Source organism: Arthrobacter caoxuetaonis (assembly GCF_023921125.1).
GTDB classification, from domain to species: Bacteria; Actinomycetota; Actinomycetes; order Actinomycetales; family Micrococcaceae; genus Arthrobacter_B; species Arthrobacter_B caoxuetaonis.
In genome coordinates this window covers 370,417-389,245 of sequence record NZ_CP099466.1, presented here as the reverse complement: position 1 = coordinate 389,245, position 18,829 = coordinate 370,417, and the positions used below count along the sequence as shown (strand labels likewise).

The following is an 18,829-nucleotide window of genomic DNA, read 5'->3' as shown; positions in this document are numbered from 1 at the left end:
ATCCACCCGAACCAAAGACACTCTCCTTCGTAGAGGTGCCAAGCAGGACCCCTCGCCAGTCTCGTAACTAAGGATACCGGCCAGACCACAACCGCTCCGGACACGGATAACTACTGCATCCAGGCTGAATTTGTACTGCAAATAGGGAAACCCACAACTAACAATCACGGGCATGATCAAGACTTGAAAGGTTCACACTTTCGGAAACGCGAACTGCGCGGCCTCCGGCCACCTCAAAGGGAGTACAGTGACCGATATCCAGAGTGACTTGAATGTTTCCCCCGAGCACCAAAAGCTCACTCGTGGGCACTCAACGTACTGCGAGGACGCACTTCGTATCGCCAGGCTTGTCCTCAATAAGTACCCCTCGGCATCCGCCATATCCCTCGATGTCTATCTCGACGACGACTCTCTTGACTGCGGTCCGGTCAGTAGTGTGGATGGTACGGTTCTCATCGACGATGTCAGTGACATCGAAGACGGTCTTGAAATCGAACGAATCGTAGCCGGATGGAGTTGCATAGCGCTTCTCACATCCAAATGCTGCTCGTGGTTCAGGATCAATCCAGACACCGGAGAATCGATGATCGTGCTGCAACGCGCAATCGATCCCGGTAACCCTGTTCAGCGCTGCAGCTGCTGAACAACTCGACCAGCCGGAGTAACCCCCAACAACGGCCGGTCGTTCCCCCAAAAGCAGAAGCCCCGAGAGTGTATCCCTCGGGGCTTCTGTCTTTCCTAGCTTCTACGAAGCGTCTTCTTTGTCGTCAGTGCCAAGAGCCGGATCATGGTGGGGATTCGAGCCGATCTTGCGGTTAACCGCTCGAGTCGCCGAAAACTTCAACACAGCATAGTCATCAACGGTCTCGGGATCCTCGGTCCCCTCGAGCTTGCCCTCCTCGTTGATTCGCTGCACACGGTGCCCCTTGTGCTTCTGCGGGTAGAACTTACCGAACCCCGTCAGAGTGAGCCGGTCACCGTTCTCGACAATGTCGAGAATCTCTTCGATAACCGCCTCATACACATCCGTTGCAACTCGAATCGGCACGCCTGCGCGACGGGCAACACGAACGACGTACTCCCTCTTATTCACGCGACCACCACCATCACCATTCTTGACCATTACGTTCTTCTCCAAAAAAGTCGTCTCAGCCGGAAGCACTCCAACCTCATACGATAGAACCTCACACACTGCAGACCACGGTGCGGCGCTCTACCAGCTCATTTATGAGCTTTGCGCAGCACGCAGTCTAGGTCTAACCCATCTGCATACCGCCATCCTCTGGCTCCTCGAAATACTCGGTGCTTCGGATCCACCCTGCGGCTCGTCCCCGCTGGGAAACCCTGGAATCTTCATGTTCCAACTCCTTGCCGTATTGGTCTGAATACAGGCCTGTCGAGTTGCCCTCCGAATTCAAAGTCCGGATCCTGCAGGGGCTCCACTGAATCGCTCCCGAGGCCAAGCACTCGTCCGGCATCGGTTTCGTTGTATTCCTGGTTCACCCGCGCACGGATCATCCGCTGTGGCGTCGAGTTACGGCGTCTGGAGTACTCGCGCTAACGCGTCTCCAGGTCGGAACACACGACGTCCGGCGGGGATGATCGCCCTCGTCTCCACGGAAATGCGTCGAGGGCGTCCGGGAAAGCAGTCTCGTAGACCAAGCTTTCTGTCCCCCTCGGAGAGGCCGTCATGGGCCATCGAGTGGCACATCGTACGGACCCGGCCCGGGCGCTGCTTGGCTTCAGGGGCCGACGTACGCTCCACCAGATCAGGGTTAGCCCCAACAGCCATGCCCGAGGCCTACTGCACGACGAGGGGCCGCGCACTGCATAACCATCATCGAAGTGAAGGCCCTATGAACGCCGGAGAGCTCCTGGCGCTGCGCCTGCGGCGTCCAAGCCCCGTAAGTAGGAATATTGAGTTTCGGCTTGTTCGCGTTCATGTCGACGCCCTCCGGATTTTGCCTTTTTATGAGTCGCATAACCTGCGGCTGGCTACTTCTCGGTATTACTCTACATTCTTGCTCGTTTATGAGCATATTTTGTAGCCGGAGACACCGGCTTCATCACCGGATTCGTAAAAAAACGCCATCCTGGACCTCCTCCGGGCAGCACAACGCCCCTCTAGCGCCTACTCCGACCAGGACGGCGTATGGACCTTCAGCGACCCCACCTGGGAATCCGGCGAACCGGTCGTCTGGGCTGAGGACACCGAAGCGCCTGCTGAGTCCTAGACCCGGCAGAACCCAAAAAGCAGGGCCCCGCACTTTGAGTGCGGGGCCCTGCTTTTTCACGACTTACTTCGCCGCGGCGAAGCGCTCCTTGAGTTCTGCCAGCTTGGCCGAGAGCTCTTCGGGCAGTGACGCACCAAAGCGGGCGTACCACTCGTCGATCCCGGCCAGCTCGGTCTCCCATTCAGCCGGATCCACGCGCACTGCTGCTTCGACGTCGGCCGGAGTCATGTCCAGGCCCTTAAGGTCGATCGAATCGCCGGTCGGGACAAACCCGATCGGGGTCTCGACGGCGTCGGCCTTGCCTTCAAGGCGCTCGATGACCCACTTCAGTACACGGGAGTTGTCACCGAACCCGGGCCAGGCGAAACCGCCGTCGGCGGTGCGCCGGAACCAGTTGACCAGGAAGATGCCGGGCAGCTTGTCCTGGTTGGCTGCACCGCTGAGGGTGATCCAGTGCTTGAGGTAGTCACCGGCGTCGTAGCCCATGAACGGCAGCATTGCCATCGGGTCGCGGCGGACCACGCCCACGGCGCCGGCCGCGGCCGCCGTCGTCTCCGAGGAGAGCGTGGAGCCCATGAAGATGCCGCTGGTCCAGTCGCGGGCCTGGGTGACCAGGGGAACGGTGGTCTTGCGGCGGCCGCCGAAGAGGATGGCCGAAACCGGCACACCGTCCGGGGAGTAGTATTCCTCGGCCAGCATGTCGATCTGGTCGATCGGCGTGCAGAAGCGGGAGTTCGGGTGGGCGGCCGGGGTGCCCGATTCCGGGGTCCAGTCGTTTCCGCGCCAGTCCGTCAGGTGGGCCGGTGCTTCGTCGGTCATGCCCTCCCACCAGACGCCGCCGTCGTCGGTCAGCGCGACGTTGGTGAAGATGGAGTTGCCCTTGGCAATCGCGCGCATGGCGTTGGGGTTGGTGCTCCAGCCGGTGCCCGGTGCGACGCCGAACAGGCCGGCTTCGGGGTTCGTGGCACGCAGTTCGCCGTCGTGGCCGAAGCGCAGCCAGGTGATGTCGTCACCCAGGGTTTCGACCTTCCAGCCCTCAACCGTGGGATCCAGCAGAGCCAGGTTGGTCTTGCCGCAGGCAGAGGGGAAGGCCGCGGAAACGTAGTAGTCCTTCTTTTCCGGGCTCGTGAGCTTGAGGATGAGCATGTGCTCAGCCAGCCAGCCCTCATCCCGCGCCATGACGGAAGCGATGCGCAGGGCGTAGCACTTCTTGCCGAGCAGGGCGTTGCCGCCGTAGCCGGAGCCGTAGGAGTAGATGGAACGGTCTTCGGGGAAGTGGACAATCCACTTCTCTTCGTTGCAGGGCCAGGCAACGTCGGCTTCACCCTCGGCCAGCGGCGCACCAACGGAGTGCAGTGCCGGAACGAAGAAGGCATCCAGCTCTTCCATCTTGCGCAGGACGTCCGTGCCGATGCGGGCCATGATGCGCATCGAGGCGACGACATATGCGGAGTCGGTGATCTCGACGCCGAACTTGGGGTCCTCTGCTTCCAGGTGGCCCATGACGAAGGGAATGACGTACATGGTGCGTCCGCGCATGGAACCGGCGAAAAGGCCGTCCAGCTTGGCGTGCATCTGCGCCGGGTCCATCCAGTTGTTGGTGAAGCCGGCGTCTTCCTTCTTTTCGGAGCAGATGAAGGTCTGCTCCTCGACCCGGGCAACGTCCTTGGGATCAGAGAAGGCAGCGAAGGAATTCGGGAAGGTCTCCGGATTCAGGCGGGTCAGGGTGCCGGCTTCCACCAGTTCATCCGTCAGCGCCTTGTTTTCCTCTTCCGTGCCAGTCACCCAATAGACCCGGGCAGGCTGCGTCAGCTCGGCCACTTCCTGCACCCAGTCAAGCAGGGCACGGTGGGTGGTGGGTGCCTCGCTGGAGGTTCCCTGGTTCTTGCTGTCCTGCAACTGGCTAGGAGCAGCGTTGCCGCTCTCATCGAGAACTAGCTGACGCGCGTCATCGCCCATGACTCTTCCCTTCGTTGGGTCAGTGGTGTTTTTTGATGCTATTTCCAAGCTCCTGCTCTCCAGCGGCGCAAAGATGCTGCCCGTTTGGTCAACCGGCCCGAATTTCCCTAGATTTCAAGGGAAATCCAGCCTGCACCACCCGCTTAAGTGACGAAGGTCATATAGACCGGTCTAGTGTTTTGTCGTAACGGAACCCGATTGGCGTTCTCCCCGCAACCCCGCTATAGTTATCTACGGCCAAACAGCCACGGAAGAACTTGAAAGAAGCCGGGGAAACCTGCCAACTTCAAGGATATTCCAAAGAATGCGTGCGTAGCTCAACGGATAGAGCATCTGACTACGGATCAGAAGGTTGGGGGTTCGAATCCCTTCGCGCGCACCACTGAAAACCCGGTCTGACCAGCAGAAATGCGGTCAGGCCGGGTTTTTTCATGCCCTCTGCTGCGCAGCCTGCGATTCTGCGGCATCTTCGGACCCTTGCTCCGGACCCGGACAGATGGAAAGCTCGGGCCATGGCGGAAACCCTGGAAACAGATGTCATAGTTCTCGGCGCCGGCGCGGTGGGGGAAAATGCTGCGGCGCGCGTGGTGCAGGGCGGACTTGAGGCGATCCTGGTTGAATCCGCCCTGGTTGGCGGCGAATGTTCCTACTGGGCCTGCATGCCCTCGAAAGCACTCCTGCGGCCTGGCACAGCACTGGCGGAAGCGAAGGCTGTTGATGGAAGCCGCCAGGCCGTGACCGGTTCGCTCGACGTCCCCGCCGTCCTCAAACGCCGGGACTCGTTCACTTCCGGCTGGGACGACGCCGGCCAGGTTGAGTGGGTGAAAGAAACCGGGATAGGCCTGGTCCGCGGCCGGGCGCGGCTCACCGGTGAACGCCGCGTCGAAGTGCGTGACGACGCCGGAGTCCGGGTAGGCATCCAGGCCCGCCACGCCGTCGTCCTGGCTACAGGCGCGTCGCCGGTGACGCCGCCTTTGGACGGCCTGGAGCAGGTCGAATTCTGGGGAACAGCCGACGCGACGTCCTCACAGGAAGTGCCTCCCAGGCTCCTGGTCGTTGGCGGGGGCGTCGCCGGGACTGAACTGGCACAGGCGTATGCCCGGCTGGGGTCCGAGGTGACCATGCTGGTGCGGCATGGCCTGTTGGAGATGTTCCCGCGGCCCGCCGCGGAACTGGTGGCCGGGGCGCTGCGGTCCGAGGGGGTGGAAATCCTCACCGGCACCACCGCGGACCGGGTATTCGAGGATGCGTCGGGCGCCGTCGTGCTGGCTTTGCCGGGCGGGGAGCTCCTTTACGGCGACCGGCTGCTGATGGCGACCGGCCGGCGTCCCGCGCTTGACGGACTGGGACTGGAAGACCTCGGCCTGGACCCGCACGGCATTTCCTGCGATGACAGCGGGCTTGTCGCCGAAGCCGGGAACTGGCTGTACGTTGTGGGCGATGCTGCCGGGAAGGTCCTGCTGACGCATCAGGGAAAGTACGAGGCCCGTGCCACCGGAGCGGCGATCGCTGCCCGGGCCAGGGGCGAGATCGGCTTTGGCGAGCCTCCGCGATGGAGCCGATATGCTGCGACGGCGGACCACGCTGCCGTTCCCCAGGTGGTCTTCACCGATCCCGAAGTTGCCATGGTGGGCCTGCGCCCTGACCAGGCGAAGGAGCGCGGCATCCGGGCCTCTGAAACATCCCTGCCGATCAGCGTGGCAGGGTCCGCACTGTTTGCCGACGGCTACGAGGGCTGGGCCCAGATGGTGGTCGATGAGGACCGGGGTATTCCGGTCGGGTTCACATTTGCCGGTCCCGGAGTGGCGGAGCTGCTGCATGCCGCGACCATCGCCGTCACCGGGGAAGTGCCCCTGGAACGGCTCTGGCACGCTGTCCCGGCGTACCCGACCATCAGCGAAATCTGGCTGCGGCTGCTGGAGAAGTACGGGCTCTGATCCTTAGCCGCGGGGAACGGCGAAGTCGGTGATCTTCGCGTCGCGGCCGTCCAGCTCAGCCCAGGGAACCTCCACCTCCATGACGGTGAGTCCCGACGTCGGATACCGGGTGGCCATATCCATCACGGCATCTTCATTCGAGGAGACCGAGGCCAGCCGCATGGCCAGTTCCTGCACGCCGGGCATGTGCGCGATCACCAGGAGGCTGGTGACAGTTTCCGGAACGTGGTTGATAACGCTCAGGATGGACGACGCCGAGGCATCGTAGAGCCGGTCCTCGAGTTTGGCGGTGGGGGCTTTGTCGCCGAGCTCGTCGCAGACCCAGGTGCACGTTTGGCGGGTGCGCAGGGCGGAGGAACAAAGAATAAAGTCCGGGACGGCGTCGTGCTCCCGCATCCAGATCCCGGCCTGCGGGGCGTCGCGGTGCCCGCGGCCGGAGAGCGGGCGCTCGTGGTCGGACGTGACTTCGCGCGGCCAGTCTGCCTTGGCATGCCTCAGCAGCATGAGTTTCTTGATGTGGTGGCCGCTCATGGGCCAAGTCTATCCGCGCCCGGTTGCAGGGCGTTCCGCTTCCGGCCCGCCGCTCAGTTCCAGCCCGGCCGGCTCCACACCGCCGAGAGGGCAGTTACGGCTGGTTTCAGGGCTGAAACCGGCCGTAACTGCCCTCTCGATGGGAAGGGGTGTCGCTAGATGCTGTATTCCGGAGCAGCCCAGACAACAACCTCGGGGTGCTCGTAGAAGCGGTAACCCTGTCCGCGGACCGTGCGGACCGTGTTGGCCAGGCGTCCCAGCTTGGAACGCAGGCGGCGGATGTGGACGTCGATCGTCCGCTCGTTAGGTACTTCCTCGGCATTGCGCCAGAGGCCGGAGAGCAGCTCTTCACGCCCTACCGTGCGGGAGGCATTCTCCACCAGGTAGTTGAGGAGTTCAAACTCCTTGAAGGTCAGGTTCAGCGTTTCGCCGTCCAGGTGCACCTCGCGCCGGGACAGGTCGATCAGCACGCCGGAGGGCCGGGGTGCGCTCGGCTGGATCGGAGCCGGCGCGGTTGTCTCCTGCCGCTGGCGGCGATTGACGGTGGGGTCCCCCAGCGCCTGGCGCACGACGTCGATGTCTGTTCCGGAGGCACCGACGGGAGCGAGTGCTACCGCGGCGTGGCTCTGGGCGCCCGGAACCAGGGTCTGGACGTGTGCACGCATTTCCTGGGCAAGCTTGGTAAGGGTTGTCCCGTTGGCGGCAGCAGTGTCTTCGTCGAGGCCGACATAGATGACAAAGCCGCGGGCGACCGTGTCACTGGCCACCGGCTGCGGGCCGGGGATGCCTGACGGCGCCACAACAGGGGTGGGGGCGGTCATGGGCAGACCGTCCGGGCTAATTGCACCCATCGGACGGGCGCCGGTGGGAATCACCTGGCCTGGGAACTGCTGCAAGGCACCCGGGGCACCGAAGGGCCGGAACCCGGGCGCTGCCTGGCGTTGAGGCATACCCGCCGAGCGGGTCTGTGCGTTGCGGAGAGAGATGTGGACGTACCCGGATGCTACTGACATTTTGGGACCTCATGGTGAATTGCCGTCAGACGGCTCTATGCAGGGGGTGTTCCCGGTCGAGACGGCGCAGGGGTTGCGCCCTTTCGGTGGGCTGGTGTGGTGCCACGGACGGGGGGTGGTGTCCTAGGCCTGCAATCAACGACAGCAGCTCTTCTGGCTGGCACAGGTGCCAAAAAGAAGATCTGCGACACATGCTGTCGTGTGGATGTTCACGTTACGGATTATTGCATGTAATAAAGCTATTCGCACAAGTAACAATGGTTACACGGTCTCACATAGTGGACACATATGGCCGTTTTGTGACAGAACTCACCAGATGTTGCATCATTCGCATCCACTGCCGCTGGGCCACTTCTACGAAAGAACCCTTGTTCTATAAGGCGCAGCGAGTGGATCGCCCACTTAAAGAAATGAGCGGCTCATAAGCCTGCTTATGAGCCGCTCAGTGTCAAGCGAGGTCGTCCATGTCCACATAATGGACATTTGCCGCTAATCGGTCGGGTGCCTAGTGCACAATCCCGTAGAGACGGTCTCCGGCATCTCCGAGACCCGGCACGATGTAGGCCTTTTCGTCAAGCCGTTCATCGATGGACGCCAGGACGATGGTGACGTTGGCGTCTGCGAGCTCTTCTTCCAGGACGCTCAGGCCTTCGGGTGCACCCAGCAGGCAGATGCAGACGATCTCCGCTGCTCCGCGCTGGAAGAGGAACTTAATGGCTTCCCGCAGGGTGCCGCCGGTGGCAAGCATCGGGTCCAGGACGAAGACCTGCCGGCCGGTCAGATCGTCCGGTAGGCGCTCCGCATAGGTAATGGCCTCGAGGGTCTCTTCATTGCGTGCCATGCCCAGGAAGCCGACTTCGGCGGTGGGGACCAGCCGGGTCATGCCTTCCAGCATGCCGAGGCCGGCACGCAGGATCGGAACAACCAGCGGCGTGGGCTTCACCAGGCCGGTTCCCACGGTCGAGGTGACCGGGGTTTCGATGTTCACGGGCTCTACCCGGACATTGCGGGTGGCTTCGTACGCCAGCAGGGTCACGAGTTCTTCGGTGAGCAGACGGAAGACCGGGGAAGGGGTGTCCTTATCCCGGAGGACGGTCAACTTGTGGGCTACGAGGGGATGATCCACTACTAGTACGCGCATAAGTCCAAACTATCACCGCGGCCCCCGGCGAACCGGGCGGATTTGCGCCCCGGACACAGGGATGAGGGACCATAGGCGTATGGATTTCATCACCCCCTCCCACGACGCCTGGATGGGGATGGCCCTGGACCAGGCGCGTGCCGCCCTGGCGACGTCGGATGTCCCGATCGGCGCCGTCGTCATCGGTCCCGGCGGGGAGGTCCTGGGAACCGGGCGCAACGAGCGGGAGGCGACCGGGGACCCGACCGCGCACGCAGAGGTTGTTGCCATCCGCGAGGCCGCCGCGGCTCTCGGCGAGTGGCGGCTGGCCGGCTGCACCCTGGTGGTCACGCTCGAACCGTGTGCGATGTGCGCCGGGGCCATCGTGCTTGCCAGGGTTCCCCGCGTGGTGTTCGGTGCCTGGGATGAGAAGGCAGGGGCATCCGGATCGGTGTTCGATATTCTTCGCGAACCCCGCCTGAACCATTGGGTGGAAGTCTTCCCCGGAGTGCGGGAAGCCGAATGTGCGGACCTCCTTCGGAGCTTTTTCGGCTCACGGCGTATCGCCGGGAGTACCTAGAGCGACTAGTAATCAGTAGGCTTGCTGTCGTTCAGTTACCTCGGCGCAAGGAGCAGGCATGACTTCCCAGGAGCAGCAGGCAGGAATCGACCGCGTAGTGAAAATCCTTGAGCATGCAAGCATCGGGAACCTCACGACCGTCGATTTGGACGGGAAACTGGTCAGCCGTCCGCTGGAACTGCAGGAAACGGATGCGGACGGCAACCTGTGGTTCTTCACCCAGGACCCTTCCCCCAAGGCTGACGAGATCCGCAACAACCCCAATGTCAACGTCTCCATTGCCGACAAAAAGGGCTACCTTTCCATCAGCGGACGAGCCGAGATCTCCCGGGACCAGGAGAAAATCCAGGAACTCTGGAAGGCCTCCGCAGCTGCATGGTTCGAACAGGGCCGTGAAGACCCCTCCATTGCCCTGATCAAGGTCAACAGCGATACCGCCGAGTATTGGATATCCGACGAGCCGAAGGTTGCCAGCATCTTCAAGATCGCCAAGAGCTCCGTCACCGGGGACACCCCGGACATCGGCAAGAACGACGTCGTCGACCTGTAGGCGCGCAGCGGCACCTGAGGCGGGCTCAAGCAAGCGGGACGTTTTGGGCTTGAGGCCCCGGACCCGGTAAGGTTGACGCGTTGGTGACGTGTCCGAGCGGCCGAAGGTGCAACACTCGAAATGTTGTTTGGTGTAAAAGCCAACGTGGGTTCAAATCCCACCGTCACCGCCAACTGAGAAGGCCCCGGTTCCCTTGTAAATCCAGGGAACCGGGGCCTTTGCTTTGCCGTGCCCGCCGTCAGGTGTAGAAGAAGCGCACGGCGTGAAAGAAGACCGGTGCCGCAAAGCAGAGCGAGTCCAGACGGTCCATGATGCCGCCGTGACCGGGAATGGTGGAGCCGAAGTCCTTGATGCCGCGGTCGCGCTTAATGGCAGACATCACCAGGCCCCCGGCGAAACCCATCACACAGGAGATGAACGCCAGGAGCGCGGCCATCAGCGGGGTGAACGGTGTGATCCACCAGAGGGCAGCCCCCAGGGCGGTGGCCGAAAGCACTCCCCCGATGAATCCTTCCCAGGTCTTGTTGGGACTCACGCTCGGCGCGATCGGATGCTTCCCGAGCGTCTTGCCCCACACGTACTGCAGCACATCGGAGCCCTGCACCACGATCAGCAGGAACAGCAGCAGATGCGCGCCGGTAGCCCCGCCGGTTCCGGGCGCCGAGCCTTCGGCCGCATCCCGCCCTGCCTCCATGGCTACCGGAAGCTGCAGGAGCGCCGGGGCGTAGCTGATGGCGTAAACGCATACCATCAGCGCCCACTGAATGACCGCGGTCCGCTGCAGGAACCCGGTGGTCTGCCCGGCGAGTGCATTGCGCGCCGGCAGGAAGAGGAAGGCGTACACCGGGATGAACACACTGAACATGCCGTACCAGTGTTCCCACAGGAACCAGTAGTGCACCGCGGGGATGATGAACACCAGCCACACGAGCGCTTTGTGATCTCCGCGGCCGGTCGGTGAGATGGTGATGAACTCGCGCAGCGCCAGAAGGGACAGCACCAGAAACAGCACAATCGTCACCGTCTCGCCGGCTGCCAAAACAGCACCTAACAGTGCGACCATCAACCACCAGGCGTTGATGCGCTGCTTCAAGTTCACGATGGTGCTCGTGTTGCCGAATCGGCGCCCCAGCAGCCACGCGGTCCCGGAAGCCAAAACCAGAACAAGGACGACGCCGCCGAGGAGTTTGAGCGAAGACGAGTCCAGCAAACCCAGTTCCCAATCGCTCACGGCTTGTCCTGCCTGGCCTGACGAGGAGCGGCCGAGGGGCCGTCGTCCTCTCCGGGGGCATCTGCAGGTTGTGGGCCTTGATGCTTCGCCAGGCCCTCCACGAGAACCTGGCGGGCGCGGGCCAGGAACGTCTGTCTGTCCTCATCGGGCTCCAGGTGAAGTGGCTCGCAGAAGATGACGGTGGAGAGGTGAGGCACTGGGATCATCTCACCTTTGGGGAGGATCCGGCCGAGGTTGGCGAGCGTCACGGGGACCACGGGGACCTGAGGGTGGAGACGGGCCAGTTTGTACAGTCCGCCGTGAAACGCGGCGATTGTGTCGCCTTCGCCGCGGGTGCCTTCAGGGAAGATAATCAGCGAGTCACCGGCTGCCAGCACCTCCGCCATGCCCTCCACCTGGCCCTTGGGGCTGACCCCCGAGTCCGACGTGCGCTGCCGGCGGCTGCTGGAGCCGTGGCGGTCAACCAAATAGGCGTTGAAGATCCGTTCCGCAAAAGCCTTGCGCACCCCGGAGCCCCAGTAGTCCTTGGCAGCCACCGGCCGGGCACGTTGCTGAAGCGCTGCCGGCAGTGCGGCCCAGATGGTGAGGAAGTCCAGATGGCTCGAATGGTTCGCGTAGTAGATGGCTTGCTCGGGCAGATCCAGCCCAGATTCTCCGGCTGCAGTCACCACGCGCGCACCCGCGAAGGCGCTGATAAGTTTCGCGAGACCGCGCCGGGAGGCCCTGCCGACGTTCATGATGGCAAGTCCCTGCTGCGGGCACGCAGCGCAGCGCTGACACGGCGCAACCGGCGCATACACGTGAGCAGGGAACCCAATGCGATGAGGGCCAGTGTGCCGAACAGCGCCCACCCTTCCGGCCAGGGAAGCCAGGTTTCGGCGATGCCCGCCAGGACGCCGATCATCAGCAACCACATGCGGTGGGGTTTGGCCAAGGGCCCGTCGAAGAAGTTTCCCGTGCCGAGGGCTGCCCCGAGGCAGCGGATGTAGGCAGTGAGCACGGCGAGTATCGCCGCAAGGAATCCCAGCGTCACCCCGAAATCCACTCGGCCGGCGGTCACCAGCCCGGCGGTCGCGATGCCTGCTGCCCCCAGGAACAGCACATCGGAGATCCGGTCAGGCAGTTCATTGTAGATATCGCCCACCGGTGAGCTCATGCCCTTTTCTACGGCCAGCATTCCGTCGAGCATGTTCAACAACAAACGCAGCGGTATACAGGCAGCAGCCGCGGCAAGAAGAACAGCACGAATTACTGCGTCGTCGGTATATGCCGAACAGATAAGCGCCGCGGCGCCCGCTGCGGCGAATACCACTGAACCGACTGAGATTTGATTGGGGGTGAGTTTCGCCGCCGCAAGAATATCTGCTGATTTTGCCGCCCACCGGCTGCTGCGCTGCGGTATTTCCCGCCTATCTGTTCCGTGGCTCATGTGGAGTGTCCGTTCATTTTGCCTTTTGCCGTAGCCCATACGCTATTACGAGCTGGCCGGCGGAACCGGCAGCAACCCGCGATCAATCCCGTAGTTCCCTTTCACCATTCATTACAGTGTGAGCATGAGAGCTCGGCGCAAATCAGCGTTCAGAAACGCCCTGCGGGACCACGGAATCGCCGGCGCCTGGGGCTTCGCAGAAGCGACGTTTTTCTTTGTGGTGCCCGATGTGTGGACATCCTGGGTGGGGCTGCGCCGGCCGAAACGCGCGATCGGCACCACGGTCTCAGCCCTCGGCGGCGCAATGGCCGGAGGGGCAGTGACATATTGGTGGGGCCAGAAGGTAGCCGCAGACACCTCGCGTAAGGCGCTAACGAAAATTCCGGCGGTAACGGATGCCATGATCGGCGAGGTGGAGCAGGAGATCGCCGTGTCCGGCCCCGCTTCCCTGCTGCGGGGACCCACCCGCGGAGTCCCGTACAAGCTCTACGCGCGGGCAGCCGGACTGCAGCGGACCCCGCTCGTGGCATTCCTTGCCTGGAGCGTGCCCGGCCGAATGATCCGGTTCCTCGCGGTAACGGCGGCAGTATCCGGGATTGCCGCTGTGGGTCGCCGCAGGTTTCCTGGACTCTCTGAACGGCGCATCTCGACTGTTTTCTGGCTGTGCTGGGGCGCGTTCTACGCTGTATTCATTCCGCTGAAGTCCCGCCGTTCACGGGACTCTTAACGGAAAGGCCCCGGTTCCCTTGTAAAGGGAACCGGGGCCTTTCGCTTTTAACATTTTCTAGCCCGCGTCAGTGTCCGGTTTCTCCGACGGGTGCCCGGCAACAGCAGCGCGGGTGTCACCGGATTCCTGCCCGTCCTTCTTCTTGCCGAACGGCAGGACTTTCTTCAGCGGGACTAGTGCGGCCATGACCACCAGGCCCCAGGCGAGTCCGAAGACCGCGGAGCAGAGCGTGTTCACGAGCCAGCCCAGGAAGCCTCCCACAACCGCAATCCCGGCCACGGGATGCTCCAGGAGATGGACGAGGTCGTACGGTGCGTGCCAGCCGAGGTCGTACGCGCCAACCAGCATGATGTGACCGCCCACCCAGAGCATGGCAATCGTTCCCACCAGCGTGATCGCCGCCAGCACGGAGGGCATTCCCTTGACCAGCAGCCCGCCAACGCGCTTGCCGGCTGCCGAGTCCTTGGCTGCCAGGTGCAGGCCGATATCGTCCATTTTGACGATCAAGGCAACTGCGCCGTAGACGAGCACCGTGATTGCGATCGCGACGACAACCAGGATCATTGCGCGGACCCAGATCGACGCGTCAGCCACCTCGTTCATGGAGATGACCATGATCTCGCAGGACAGGATGAAGTCTGTGGTGATGGCACCCTTGATGACCTTGGACTCTGCTCCCGGACCACGTTCGACTGCTGGAGCCTCTGTGGCCTCATGGTGGCCGAAGAACTTGTGCCACACCTTCTCCGCACCCTCATAACAGAGGTAGGTACCGCCGAGCATCAGGATGAACGGGATGACGCCCGGAATGAAGGCGCTGACCAGCAGCAGCGCAGGCAGGATGATCAGCAGCTTGTTGCGCAGCGAACCCCAGAAGATCTTCTTGATCATCGGCAGTTCGCGGGACGGGTCGGCACCGGAGACGTACTGCGGCGTGACTGCGGCGTCATCAATTACGACGCCGGCGGCCTTGGCACCCGCTTTGGCGGCTCCGGCGGCGATGTCGTCCACTGAGGCGGCCGCTATGCGGGCCAGGGCGGCGACGTCGTCCAGCAGTGCAACGAGTCCGCCGCTCACAGTCTGCCGCCGTGCGGGTTGGAGACGGACAGCTGTTCATGGGTGGCGCCCTTCAGGCGCGGAATTGCCATACCGGGATTATAGTTCCGCAGCGCCCTCTGCCGTGGCCATTTCCGTTGCCGCCCCGGGCCCGGGAAGCTACCTTTCATGGCGTGGACACATCATTCAGCGCGGAGGTGTTCGAGTGGCGCGGACCGCCGCCGTTCTATTGGGTGCTTCTGTCCGAGGACGCAGCTGACTACGTTCGCGGCTGCGCCTCCGAAGCCACGTACGGGTGGGGAGCAATCCCTGTCTGTGTCCGGATCGGGGATTCCGGTTGGGAGACCTCCCTGCTGCCTCGCAGCGGAGGTTATGCCCTGCCCCTAAGGAAGGACGTCCGGTCCAAGGAACGGATAGCCGACGGCGATACGGTGGCGGTTGAGCTGAGCGTGGCTCCACGTGGTGGGCGTGCGGCCAACGGTATTGGTCATCCATTCCCCTAGCCGACGGCGTCGCGCGCGAAACGGCACACGCTACGCCTACCAGGCGGCACTCGGCGGAGTCCTCGTGGTCATGGAATGCCCCGACTCGAAACTCAGGCGGTCCAGAAATCCCGAATCGCCGCCGCCGCTTCCGCGCCCTGGCGCCGTCCGGCAGCCGACGCCGGAATCCGGGTGGAGCGCAGCAGCGGATTCACCCCAAATTCACGCAGGGCTGCCTCGTCCGCCTCCACCACGAAGGTGCTGCTGTGCTGCTGGAGTTTCGCCAGTGCCTGCGGCAGGCTGGGGCCGAACGGGCTCACGGGAGCCTCCGGTCCGGAGGCCAGCACCAGCACCTTCCCGTATCCCTCGGCCACGTCGGCATTGGTGGCCGAGCGCATCCCGCCGTCCATGTACTGCCGGCCGAGGATGGTGACCGGCGGCCAGACGGTGGGCACGGCGCAGCTGGCGGCAATCGCGCGGGCCAGCTCGACGTCGGACATGGCATCCAGCACCGTGAACGAGCCGTCCTCCGCATCCACCACCGCAATCCCAAACGGTTTGTCCGGCCACTGCTGCTGCGGCAGCAGGGAACGGATGCTGGACACCCACTCCCCCTCGGTCATCACCGCTGGAGTGGTGCGCGCCAGCTGGCCTACCCTCGCCCGGGCCGCCTTCTCATCGCCGTCGCCGCGTCCCGCCGTTGCCGTCAGCTCGATAAAGGCCTCGCTGCTGAACCCGCTCGGATCCTGGTACGGCGCATCGATTCCCGGCCCAGCCAGCGCCGCCCCGGCGTCGTCGAGCTGTGCTGCCAGGACCTGCGGCAGCAGTCCGGCGCGCAGCGCCGCCCCCACCATCGACCCGGCAGAAGTACCCACCACCAGATCCGCGGCGTTCAGGTCGATGCCTTCCTCCAGCAGCGCCGCCAGCACGCCCATCTCCCATGCGATCCCCGCTACTCCCCCGCCGCCAAGGACAACCGCCCGTGTTTGGCTCATAGCTGCGCACTCCGTTCGTTTACGGCCCACTGCCCGGGAGTCTAGACCCGCCGACCACCGAGGGGCAGCCGCGCCGCGTGTTTCTGCGCCGTCCGCTGCCGGTATTCAATAGAGGCATGGCATTACGCGTTCTGATGGTCGGCCGCAAGCACGAGGACTGGGTGGTTGACGGGATCCGCCGCTACGAGAAGCGGCTGAAAAAACCCTTCGACCTGTCCTGGATTTCCATCCCGCATTCCGCGCGGGAAAACGACGCCGCCCGCAAAGAGGAGTCGGAGCGGCTGCTGGCCAAGCTCGGCAGCGACTACGTGATCCTCCTCGATGAGCGCGGCAAAGCCATCACCTCGCCGCAGCTCGCGAAGACGCTGCAGAAGCCGCTGGACAATTCACGCAATGTCACGCTGATCATCGGCGGTGCCTACGGCGTGGACCAAAGCGTCCACGACCGCGCGGACTTCGTCTGGTCCCTCTCGCCCCTGGTCTTTCCGCATCAGCTGGTCCGCCTGATCCTCGCGGAGCAGGTCTACCGTGCACAGGAGATCGCCGCCGGGCGCCCGTATCACCACGAATAACCATTCGCCCCTTCCGTAACAATTTGGTGTGGTTCGGGACGGACCCGCGGTGCGGTTTGACCATGTCAATCGACAGGTTCAGGGTGAACTCATGAGAACCACGGCCGCCCGAACCCCGCTCCTCCTTTCCTCAGGCCTGCTTGTCGCCGCCCTGGTTCTGGCAGGGTGCGGAGGCAGCGACAATGCGGATGAGTCAGCGTCCCCCACTCCGTCGGCCGGCACGACGGCGGGCGCCTCACCGAGCGGCTCCCCGAGCGGCTCCCGCAACGCCACCGCGGCACCCGAAACGTCTGCGCCTTCCGTTGAGGGCGCAGCACCCTGCACGGCAGACAAACTCTCCGCAGCGGTCGAAGACACCCCGGGCGGAGGTGCCGCCGGCAGCGTCTACCGCGACCTGGTGCTGACGAACACCTCCTCCGAGCCGTGCTCCACCTTCGGGTTCCCGGGTGTCTCCTACCTCGGGATATCAGGGACGCAGGTCGGTGCACCGGCTACCCGTTCCGGCGGGACCGACGCCGTGGCAGTGACCCTGGCTCCGGGGCAGTCCGCTGTTGCAACACTCCGCGAAACCCGCCCGGAGAATTACGGCGAGGAGTGCTCATCGGTGTCGGTTTCCGGGCTCCGCATTTTCCCCCCGGAAGACACTGCCCACCTCAACATCGCCCGTGCCGGATACGGCTGCAGCAACGAAGAAGTCGAGCTTTTGGAGGTCGGTCCGCTCACCGGTCCGCGCTAGCACAGGGCGCCTTCGTCACCCAATTCCAGCAGATGGCAAATTGGCCGTCGTGTTCCGCGCTTGGCATACTTATGGGCACTTGTGGCCCGCACCACCGTTCTTGTTCGGTGTGCGCGGGCCGTCCTGACCCTTACCGACGCGATACGGAACTGACCGGAACGGCTGCATGACTGACGAAACGTACAAGCTGATTGCCCTGCTCATTTATATGGCCGCCATGCTGGCCATCGGGTGGTGGGCCTACCGCCGCACCTCAAACCTGGATGACTACATGCTGGCCGGGCGGGGGCTGAAGCCAGGTGTTGCAGCACTCAGCGCGGGAGCCTCAGACATGTCCGGCTGGCTGCTGATGGGCCTGCCGGGTGCCATCTACCTCTCCGGACTCACCGAAGCCTGGATCGCCGTCGGGCTCACCATCGGCGCCTGGCTGAACTGGAAGTTCGTCGCCCCGCGGCTGCGCTCCTACACACTGGTGGCCAACAACTCGATTACGGTGCCGAGCTTCTTGGAGAACCGGCTGCAGGACCGCACGCGCGTGCTGCGCGTCGTCTCGGGCATCATCATTCTGGTCTTCTTCACCTTCTACGTCTCTTCCGGCATGGTGGCCGGCGGTGTCTTCTTCGAGAGTTCCTTTGGTTCCAGCTACACCACCGGCATGCTGATCGTGGGCGGAGTGACCATCGCCTACACCCTCTTCGGCGGGTTCCTGGGCGCGAGCTACACCGACGTGGTGCAGGGCCTGATGATGGTGATCGCCCTCATCGCCGTCCCGTTGGTGGGCATCTTCCTGGTGGGCGGGCCGTCCGGCATGGCCGAATCGCTGCGCGAAATCGACCCCGCCATGCTCAACCCGGTGGCCGGCACGACGGCGCTGGCCGTCATCTCTGCCCTCGCCTGGGGCCTGGGCTACTTCGGCCAGCCCCACATCATTGTCCGCTTTATGGCCCTGCGCTCCCCTGCCGACGCCGTAGCGGGCCGCCGGATCGGCGTCGGGTGGATGCTGCTGAGCGTCACCGGAGCCGTGTTCACCGCCCTGGTCGGTGCGGCCTGGTTCCAGCAGAACAACCTGACGCTGGATGATCCCGAGGCTGTGTTCCTGAGCTTGGCACAGACCCTGTTCCATCCGCTGGTGGCCGGGTTTGTGCTGGCCGCCGTCCTGGCCGCCATCATGAGCACCATTTCCAGCCAGCTGATCGTCACGTCCTCCGCCCTGGTGGAAGACCTGTACAAGATTGTGGTCAAGAAGGACGCCTCCCAGAGGCTGCTGGTAATGCTCGGCCGCGGTGCGGTGCTGGTCGTTTCCGTGGTGTCGATCCTGCTGGCACTGGACCGCAGCAACTCGATCCTGGACCTGGTCGGCTTTGCGTGGGCGGGCTTCGGTGCGGCCTTCGGGCCCACCATCCTGCTGTGCCTCTTCTGGCGCCGGCTCACCGCAGCCGGTGCCCTCACCGGCATGGCGGCAGGTGCCGTGACGGCCTTCGCCTGGGGCACCTCGGAACTCTCCTCCACCCTGTACGAGATCATCCCGGGCTTCGCCGTGAACCTGCTGCTTGCCGTCGTCGTCAGCCTGTTCACCCGGGCTCCGGCCGGAATGGACAAGAACTTCGATGAGGCGCGGGACCTCGCCCGGCGCGGTGCCGAAGATCCGGAAACGGTTCCTGCACGCTAACTGCTCCG

General features: G+C 63.7%; 19 protein-coding genes and 2 tRNA genes. 11 read left to right on the top strand and 10 right to left on the bottom strand.

The window, feature by feature from the left end:
- Positions 1-247 precede the first annotated feature (247 nt).
- A complete protein-coding gene (locus NF551_RS01890) occupies positions 248-643 on the top strand; it encodes a hypothetical protein (protein ID WP_227896216.1) in 396 nt (131 codons plus the stop codon).
- 102 nt (positions 644-745) lie between these two features.
- Here the strand turns inward: NF551_RS01890 and NF551_RS01885 are convergent, their stop codons facing one another.
- Together NF551_RS01885 and NF551_RS01880 are read right to left on the bottom strand one after the other, a co-directional pair.
- On the bottom strand, positions 746-1,138 hold the full coding sequence (locus NF551_RS01885; RefSeq protein WP_227896217.1) for an HU family DNA-binding protein: 393 nt from the start codon (positions 1,136-1,138) through the stop codon (positions 746-748).
- A 1,159-nt stretch (positions 1,139-2,297) separates the two neighbouring features.
- The gene (locus NF551_RS01880; RefSeq protein ID WP_227896218.1) at positions 2,298-4,193 is read right to left on the bottom strand and encodes a phosphoenolpyruvate carboxykinase (GTP); all 1,896 of its coding nucleotides are present in this window, start codon (positions 4,191-4,193) and stop codon (positions 2,298-2,300) included.
- Positions 4,194-4,499: 306 nt separating this feature from the next.
- Here NF551_RS01880 and NF551_RS01875 point away from each other — a divergent pair.
- A tRNA-Arg gene (locus NF551_RS01875) sits at positions 4,500-4,575 on the top strand.
- A gap of 130 nt (positions 4,576-4,705) precedes the next feature.
- Complete coding sequence (locus NF551_RS01870; RefSeq protein ID WP_227896219.1) at positions 4,706-6,130, top strand: dihydrolipoyl dehydrogenase family protein; 1,425 nt, start codon at positions 4,706-4,708, stop codon at positions 6,128-6,130.
- 3 nt (positions 6,131-6,133) lie between these two features.
- On the opposite strand, the gene NF551_RS01865 is transcribed toward NF551_RS01870, so the two are convergent.
- From NF551_RS01865 to upp, 3 genes are all read right to left on the bottom strand, one after another.
- Complete coding sequence (locus NF551_RS01865; protein ID WP_227896220.1) at positions 6,134-6,661, bottom strand: SixA phosphatase family protein; 528 nt, start codon at positions 6,659-6,661, stop codon at positions 6,134-6,136.
- A 155-nt stretch (positions 6,662-6,816) separates the two neighbouring features.
- Positions 6,817-7,674: a winged helix-turn-helix domain-containing protein gene (locus NF551_RS01860; RefSeq protein WP_227896221.1), complete on the bottom strand. Its 858-nt coding sequence runs from the start codon at positions 7,672-7,674 to the stop codon at positions 6,817-6,819.
- A 505-nt stretch (positions 7,675-8,179) separates the two neighbouring features.
- Entirely contained in the window at positions 8,180-8,815 is a 636-nt protein-coding gene (upp, locus tag NF551_RS01855) for a uracil phosphoribosyltransferase (protein ID WP_227896222.1), read from the bottom strand.
- A 79-nt stretch (positions 8,816-8,894) separates the two neighbouring features.
- Between upp and tadA the strand changes: the two genes are divergently transcribed.
- From tadA to NF551_RS01840, 3 genes are all read left to right on the top strand, one after another.
- A complete protein-coding gene (gene tadA, locus NF551_RS01850; protein WP_227896223.1) occupies positions 8,895-9,374 on the top strand; it encodes a tRNA adenosine(34) deaminase TadA in 480 nt (159 codons plus the stop codon).
- Positions 9,375-9,432: 58 nt separating this feature from the next.
- The gene (locus NF551_RS01845) at positions 9,433-9,924 is read left to right on the top strand and encodes a pyridoxamine 5'-phosphate oxidase family protein (protein ID WP_227896224.1); all 492 of its coding nucleotides are present in this window, start codon (positions 9,433-9,435) and stop codon (positions 9,922-9,924) included.
- 82 nt (positions 9,925-10,006) lie between these two features.
- Positions 10,007-10,096, top strand: a tRNA-Ser gene (locus NF551_RS01840).
- A 66-nt stretch (positions 10,097-10,162) separates the two neighbouring features.
- On the opposite strand, the gene NF551_RS01835 is transcribed toward NF551_RS01840, so the two are convergent.
- From NF551_RS01835 to NF551_RS01825, 3 genes are read right to left on the bottom strand one after another with little or no spacing between them, the layout of a single operon-like run.
- Positions 10,163-11,155, bottom strand: a complete 993-nt coding sequence (locus tag NF551_RS01835) for a phosphatidate cytidylyltransferase (protein ID WP_227896225.1) — start codon at positions 11,153-11,155, stop codon at positions 10,163-10,165.
- On the bottom strand, positions 11,152-11,892 hold the full coding sequence (locus NF551_RS01830; protein ID WP_227896226.1) for a lysophospholipid acyltransferase family protein: 741 nt from the start codon (positions 11,890-11,892) through the stop codon (positions 11,152-11,154). Before NF551_RS01830 ends, NF551_RS01835 begins: the two co-directional genes overlap by 4 nt.
- Positions 11,889-12,584: a CDP-alcohol phosphatidyltransferase family protein gene (locus tag NF551_RS01825; protein WP_252604976.1), complete on the bottom strand. Its 696-nt coding sequence runs from the start codon at positions 12,582-12,584 to the stop codon at positions 11,889-11,891. Before NF551_RS01825 ends, NF551_RS01830 begins: the two co-directional genes overlap by 4 nt.
- A 124-nt stretch (positions 12,585-12,708) precedes the next feature.
- Between NF551_RS01825 and NF551_RS01820 the strand changes: the two genes are divergently transcribed.
- The gene (locus NF551_RS01820) at positions 12,709-13,311 is read left to right on the top strand and encodes a hypothetical protein (RefSeq protein ID WP_227896228.1); all 603 of its coding nucleotides are present in this window, start codon (positions 12,709-12,711) and stop codon (positions 13,309-13,311) included.
- Positions 13,312-13,368: 57 nt separating this feature from the next.
- Here the strand turns inward: NF551_RS01820 and NF551_RS01815 are convergent, their stop codons facing one another.
- Positions 13,369-14,388, bottom strand: coding sequence for a DUF808 domain-containing protein (locus tag NF551_RS01815; protein WP_227896229.1), 1,020 nt, complete (start codon positions 14,386-14,388; stop codon positions 13,369-13,371).
- Positions 14,389-14,426: 38 nt separating this feature from the next.
- Here NF551_RS01815 and NF551_RS01810 point away from each other — a divergent pair, with 38 nt between their 5' ends.
- A complete protein-coding gene (locus tag NF551_RS01810; protein ID WP_229973048.1) occupies positions 14,427-14,870 on the top strand; it encodes a DUF1905 domain-containing protein in 444 nt (147 codons plus the stop codon).
- A 92-nt stretch (positions 14,871-14,962) separates the two neighbouring features.
- Here NF551_RS01810 and NF551_RS01805 read toward each other — a convergent pair whose 3' ends face one another.
- On the bottom strand, positions 14,963-15,844 hold the full coding sequence (locus NF551_RS01805; protein ID WP_227896230.1) for a patatin-like phospholipase family protein: 882 nt from the start codon (positions 15,842-15,844) through the stop codon (positions 14,963-14,965).
- 116 nt (positions 15,845-15,960) lie between these two features.
- Between NF551_RS01805 and rlmH the strand changes: the two genes are divergently transcribed.
- The 3 genes from rlmH (at position 15,961) to putP (ending at position 18,821) form a co-directional block, all read left to right on the top strand.
- Complete coding sequence (gene rlmH, locus NF551_RS01800) at positions 15,961-16,416, top strand: 23S rRNA (pseudouridine(1915)-N(3))-methyltransferase RlmH (protein WP_227896231.1); 456 nt, start codon at positions 15,961-15,963, stop codon at positions 16,414-16,416.
- Between the two features lie 91 nt (positions 16,417-16,507).
- Positions 16,508-17,152: a DUF4232 domain-containing protein gene (locus NF551_RS01795; protein ID WP_227896232.1), complete on the top strand. Its 645-nt coding sequence runs from the start codon at positions 16,508-16,510 to the stop codon at positions 17,150-17,152.
- 166 nt (positions 17,153-17,318) lie between these two features.
- Positions 17,319-18,821, top strand: a complete 1,503-nt coding sequence (putP, locus tag NF551_RS01790; RefSeq protein WP_227896233.1) for a sodium/proline symporter PutP — start codon at positions 17,319-17,321, stop codon at positions 18,819-18,821.
- The last annotated feature ends 8 nt before the right edge of the window (positions 18,822-18,829 follow it).

Excerpts from the sequence above, each read along its gene's own strand:
- putP (WP_227896233.1), top strand. The coding sequence starts at position 17,319 with ATGACTGACGAAACGTACAAGCTGATTGCCCTGCTCATTTATATGGCC.
- upp (WP_227896222.1), bottom strand. The coding sequence starts at position 8,815 with ATGCGCGTACTAGTAGTGGATCATCCCCTCGTAGCCCACAAGTTGACC.
- NF551_RS01830 (WP_227896226.1), bottom strand. The coding sequence starts at position 11,892 with ATGAACGTCGGCAGGGCCTCCCGGCGCGGTCTCGCGAAACTTATCAGC.
- NF551_RS01825 (WP_252604976.1), bottom strand. The coding sequence starts at position 12,584 with ATGAGCCACGGAACAGATAGGCGGGAAATACCGCAGCGCAGCAGCCGG.
- NF551_RS01805 (WP_227896230.1), bottom strand. The coding sequence starts at position 15,844 with ATGAGCCAAACACGGGCGGTTGTCCTTGGCGGCGGGGGAGTAGCGGGG.
- tadA (WP_227896223.1), top strand. The coding sequence starts at position 8,895 with ATGGATTTCATCACCCCCTCCCACGACGCCTGGATGGGGATGGCCCTG.
- NF551_RS01820 (WP_227896228.1), top strand. The coding sequence starts at position 12,709 with ATGAGAGCTCGGCGCAAATCAGCGTTCAGAAACGCCCTGCGGGACCAC.
- NF551_RS01880 (WP_227896218.1), bottom strand. The coding sequence starts at position 4,193 with ATGGGCGATGACGCGCGTCAGCTAGTTCTCGATGAGAGCGGCAACGCT.
- NF551_RS01810 (WP_229973048.1), top strand. The coding sequence starts at position 14,427 with ATGGGTGGCGCCCTTCAGGCGCGGAATTGCCATACCGGGATTATAGTT.
- NF551_RS01865 (WP_227896220.1), bottom strand. The coding sequence starts at position 6,661 with ATGAGCGGCCACCACATCAAGAAACTCATGCTGCTGAGGCATGCCAAG.
- NF551_RS01795 (WP_227896232.1), top strand. The coding sequence starts at position 16,508 with ATGAGAACCACGGCCGCCCGAACCCCGCTCCTCCTTTCCTCAGGCCTG.
- NF551_RS01870 (WP_227896219.1), top strand. The coding sequence starts at position 4,706 with ATGGCGGAAACCCTGGAAACAGATGTCATAGTTCTCGGCGCCGGCGCG.
- rlmH (WP_227896231.1), top strand. The coding sequence starts at position 15,961 with ATGGCATTACGCGTTCTGATGGTCGGCCGCAAGCACGAGGACTGGGTG.
- NF551_RS01860 (WP_227896221.1), bottom strand. The coding sequence starts at position 7,674 with ATGTCAGTAGCATCCGGGTACGTCCACATCTCTCTCCGCAACGCACAG.
- NF551_RS01845 (WP_227896224.1), top strand. The coding sequence starts at position 9,433 with ATGACTTCCCAGGAGCAGCAGGCAGGAATCGACCGCGTAGTGAAAATC.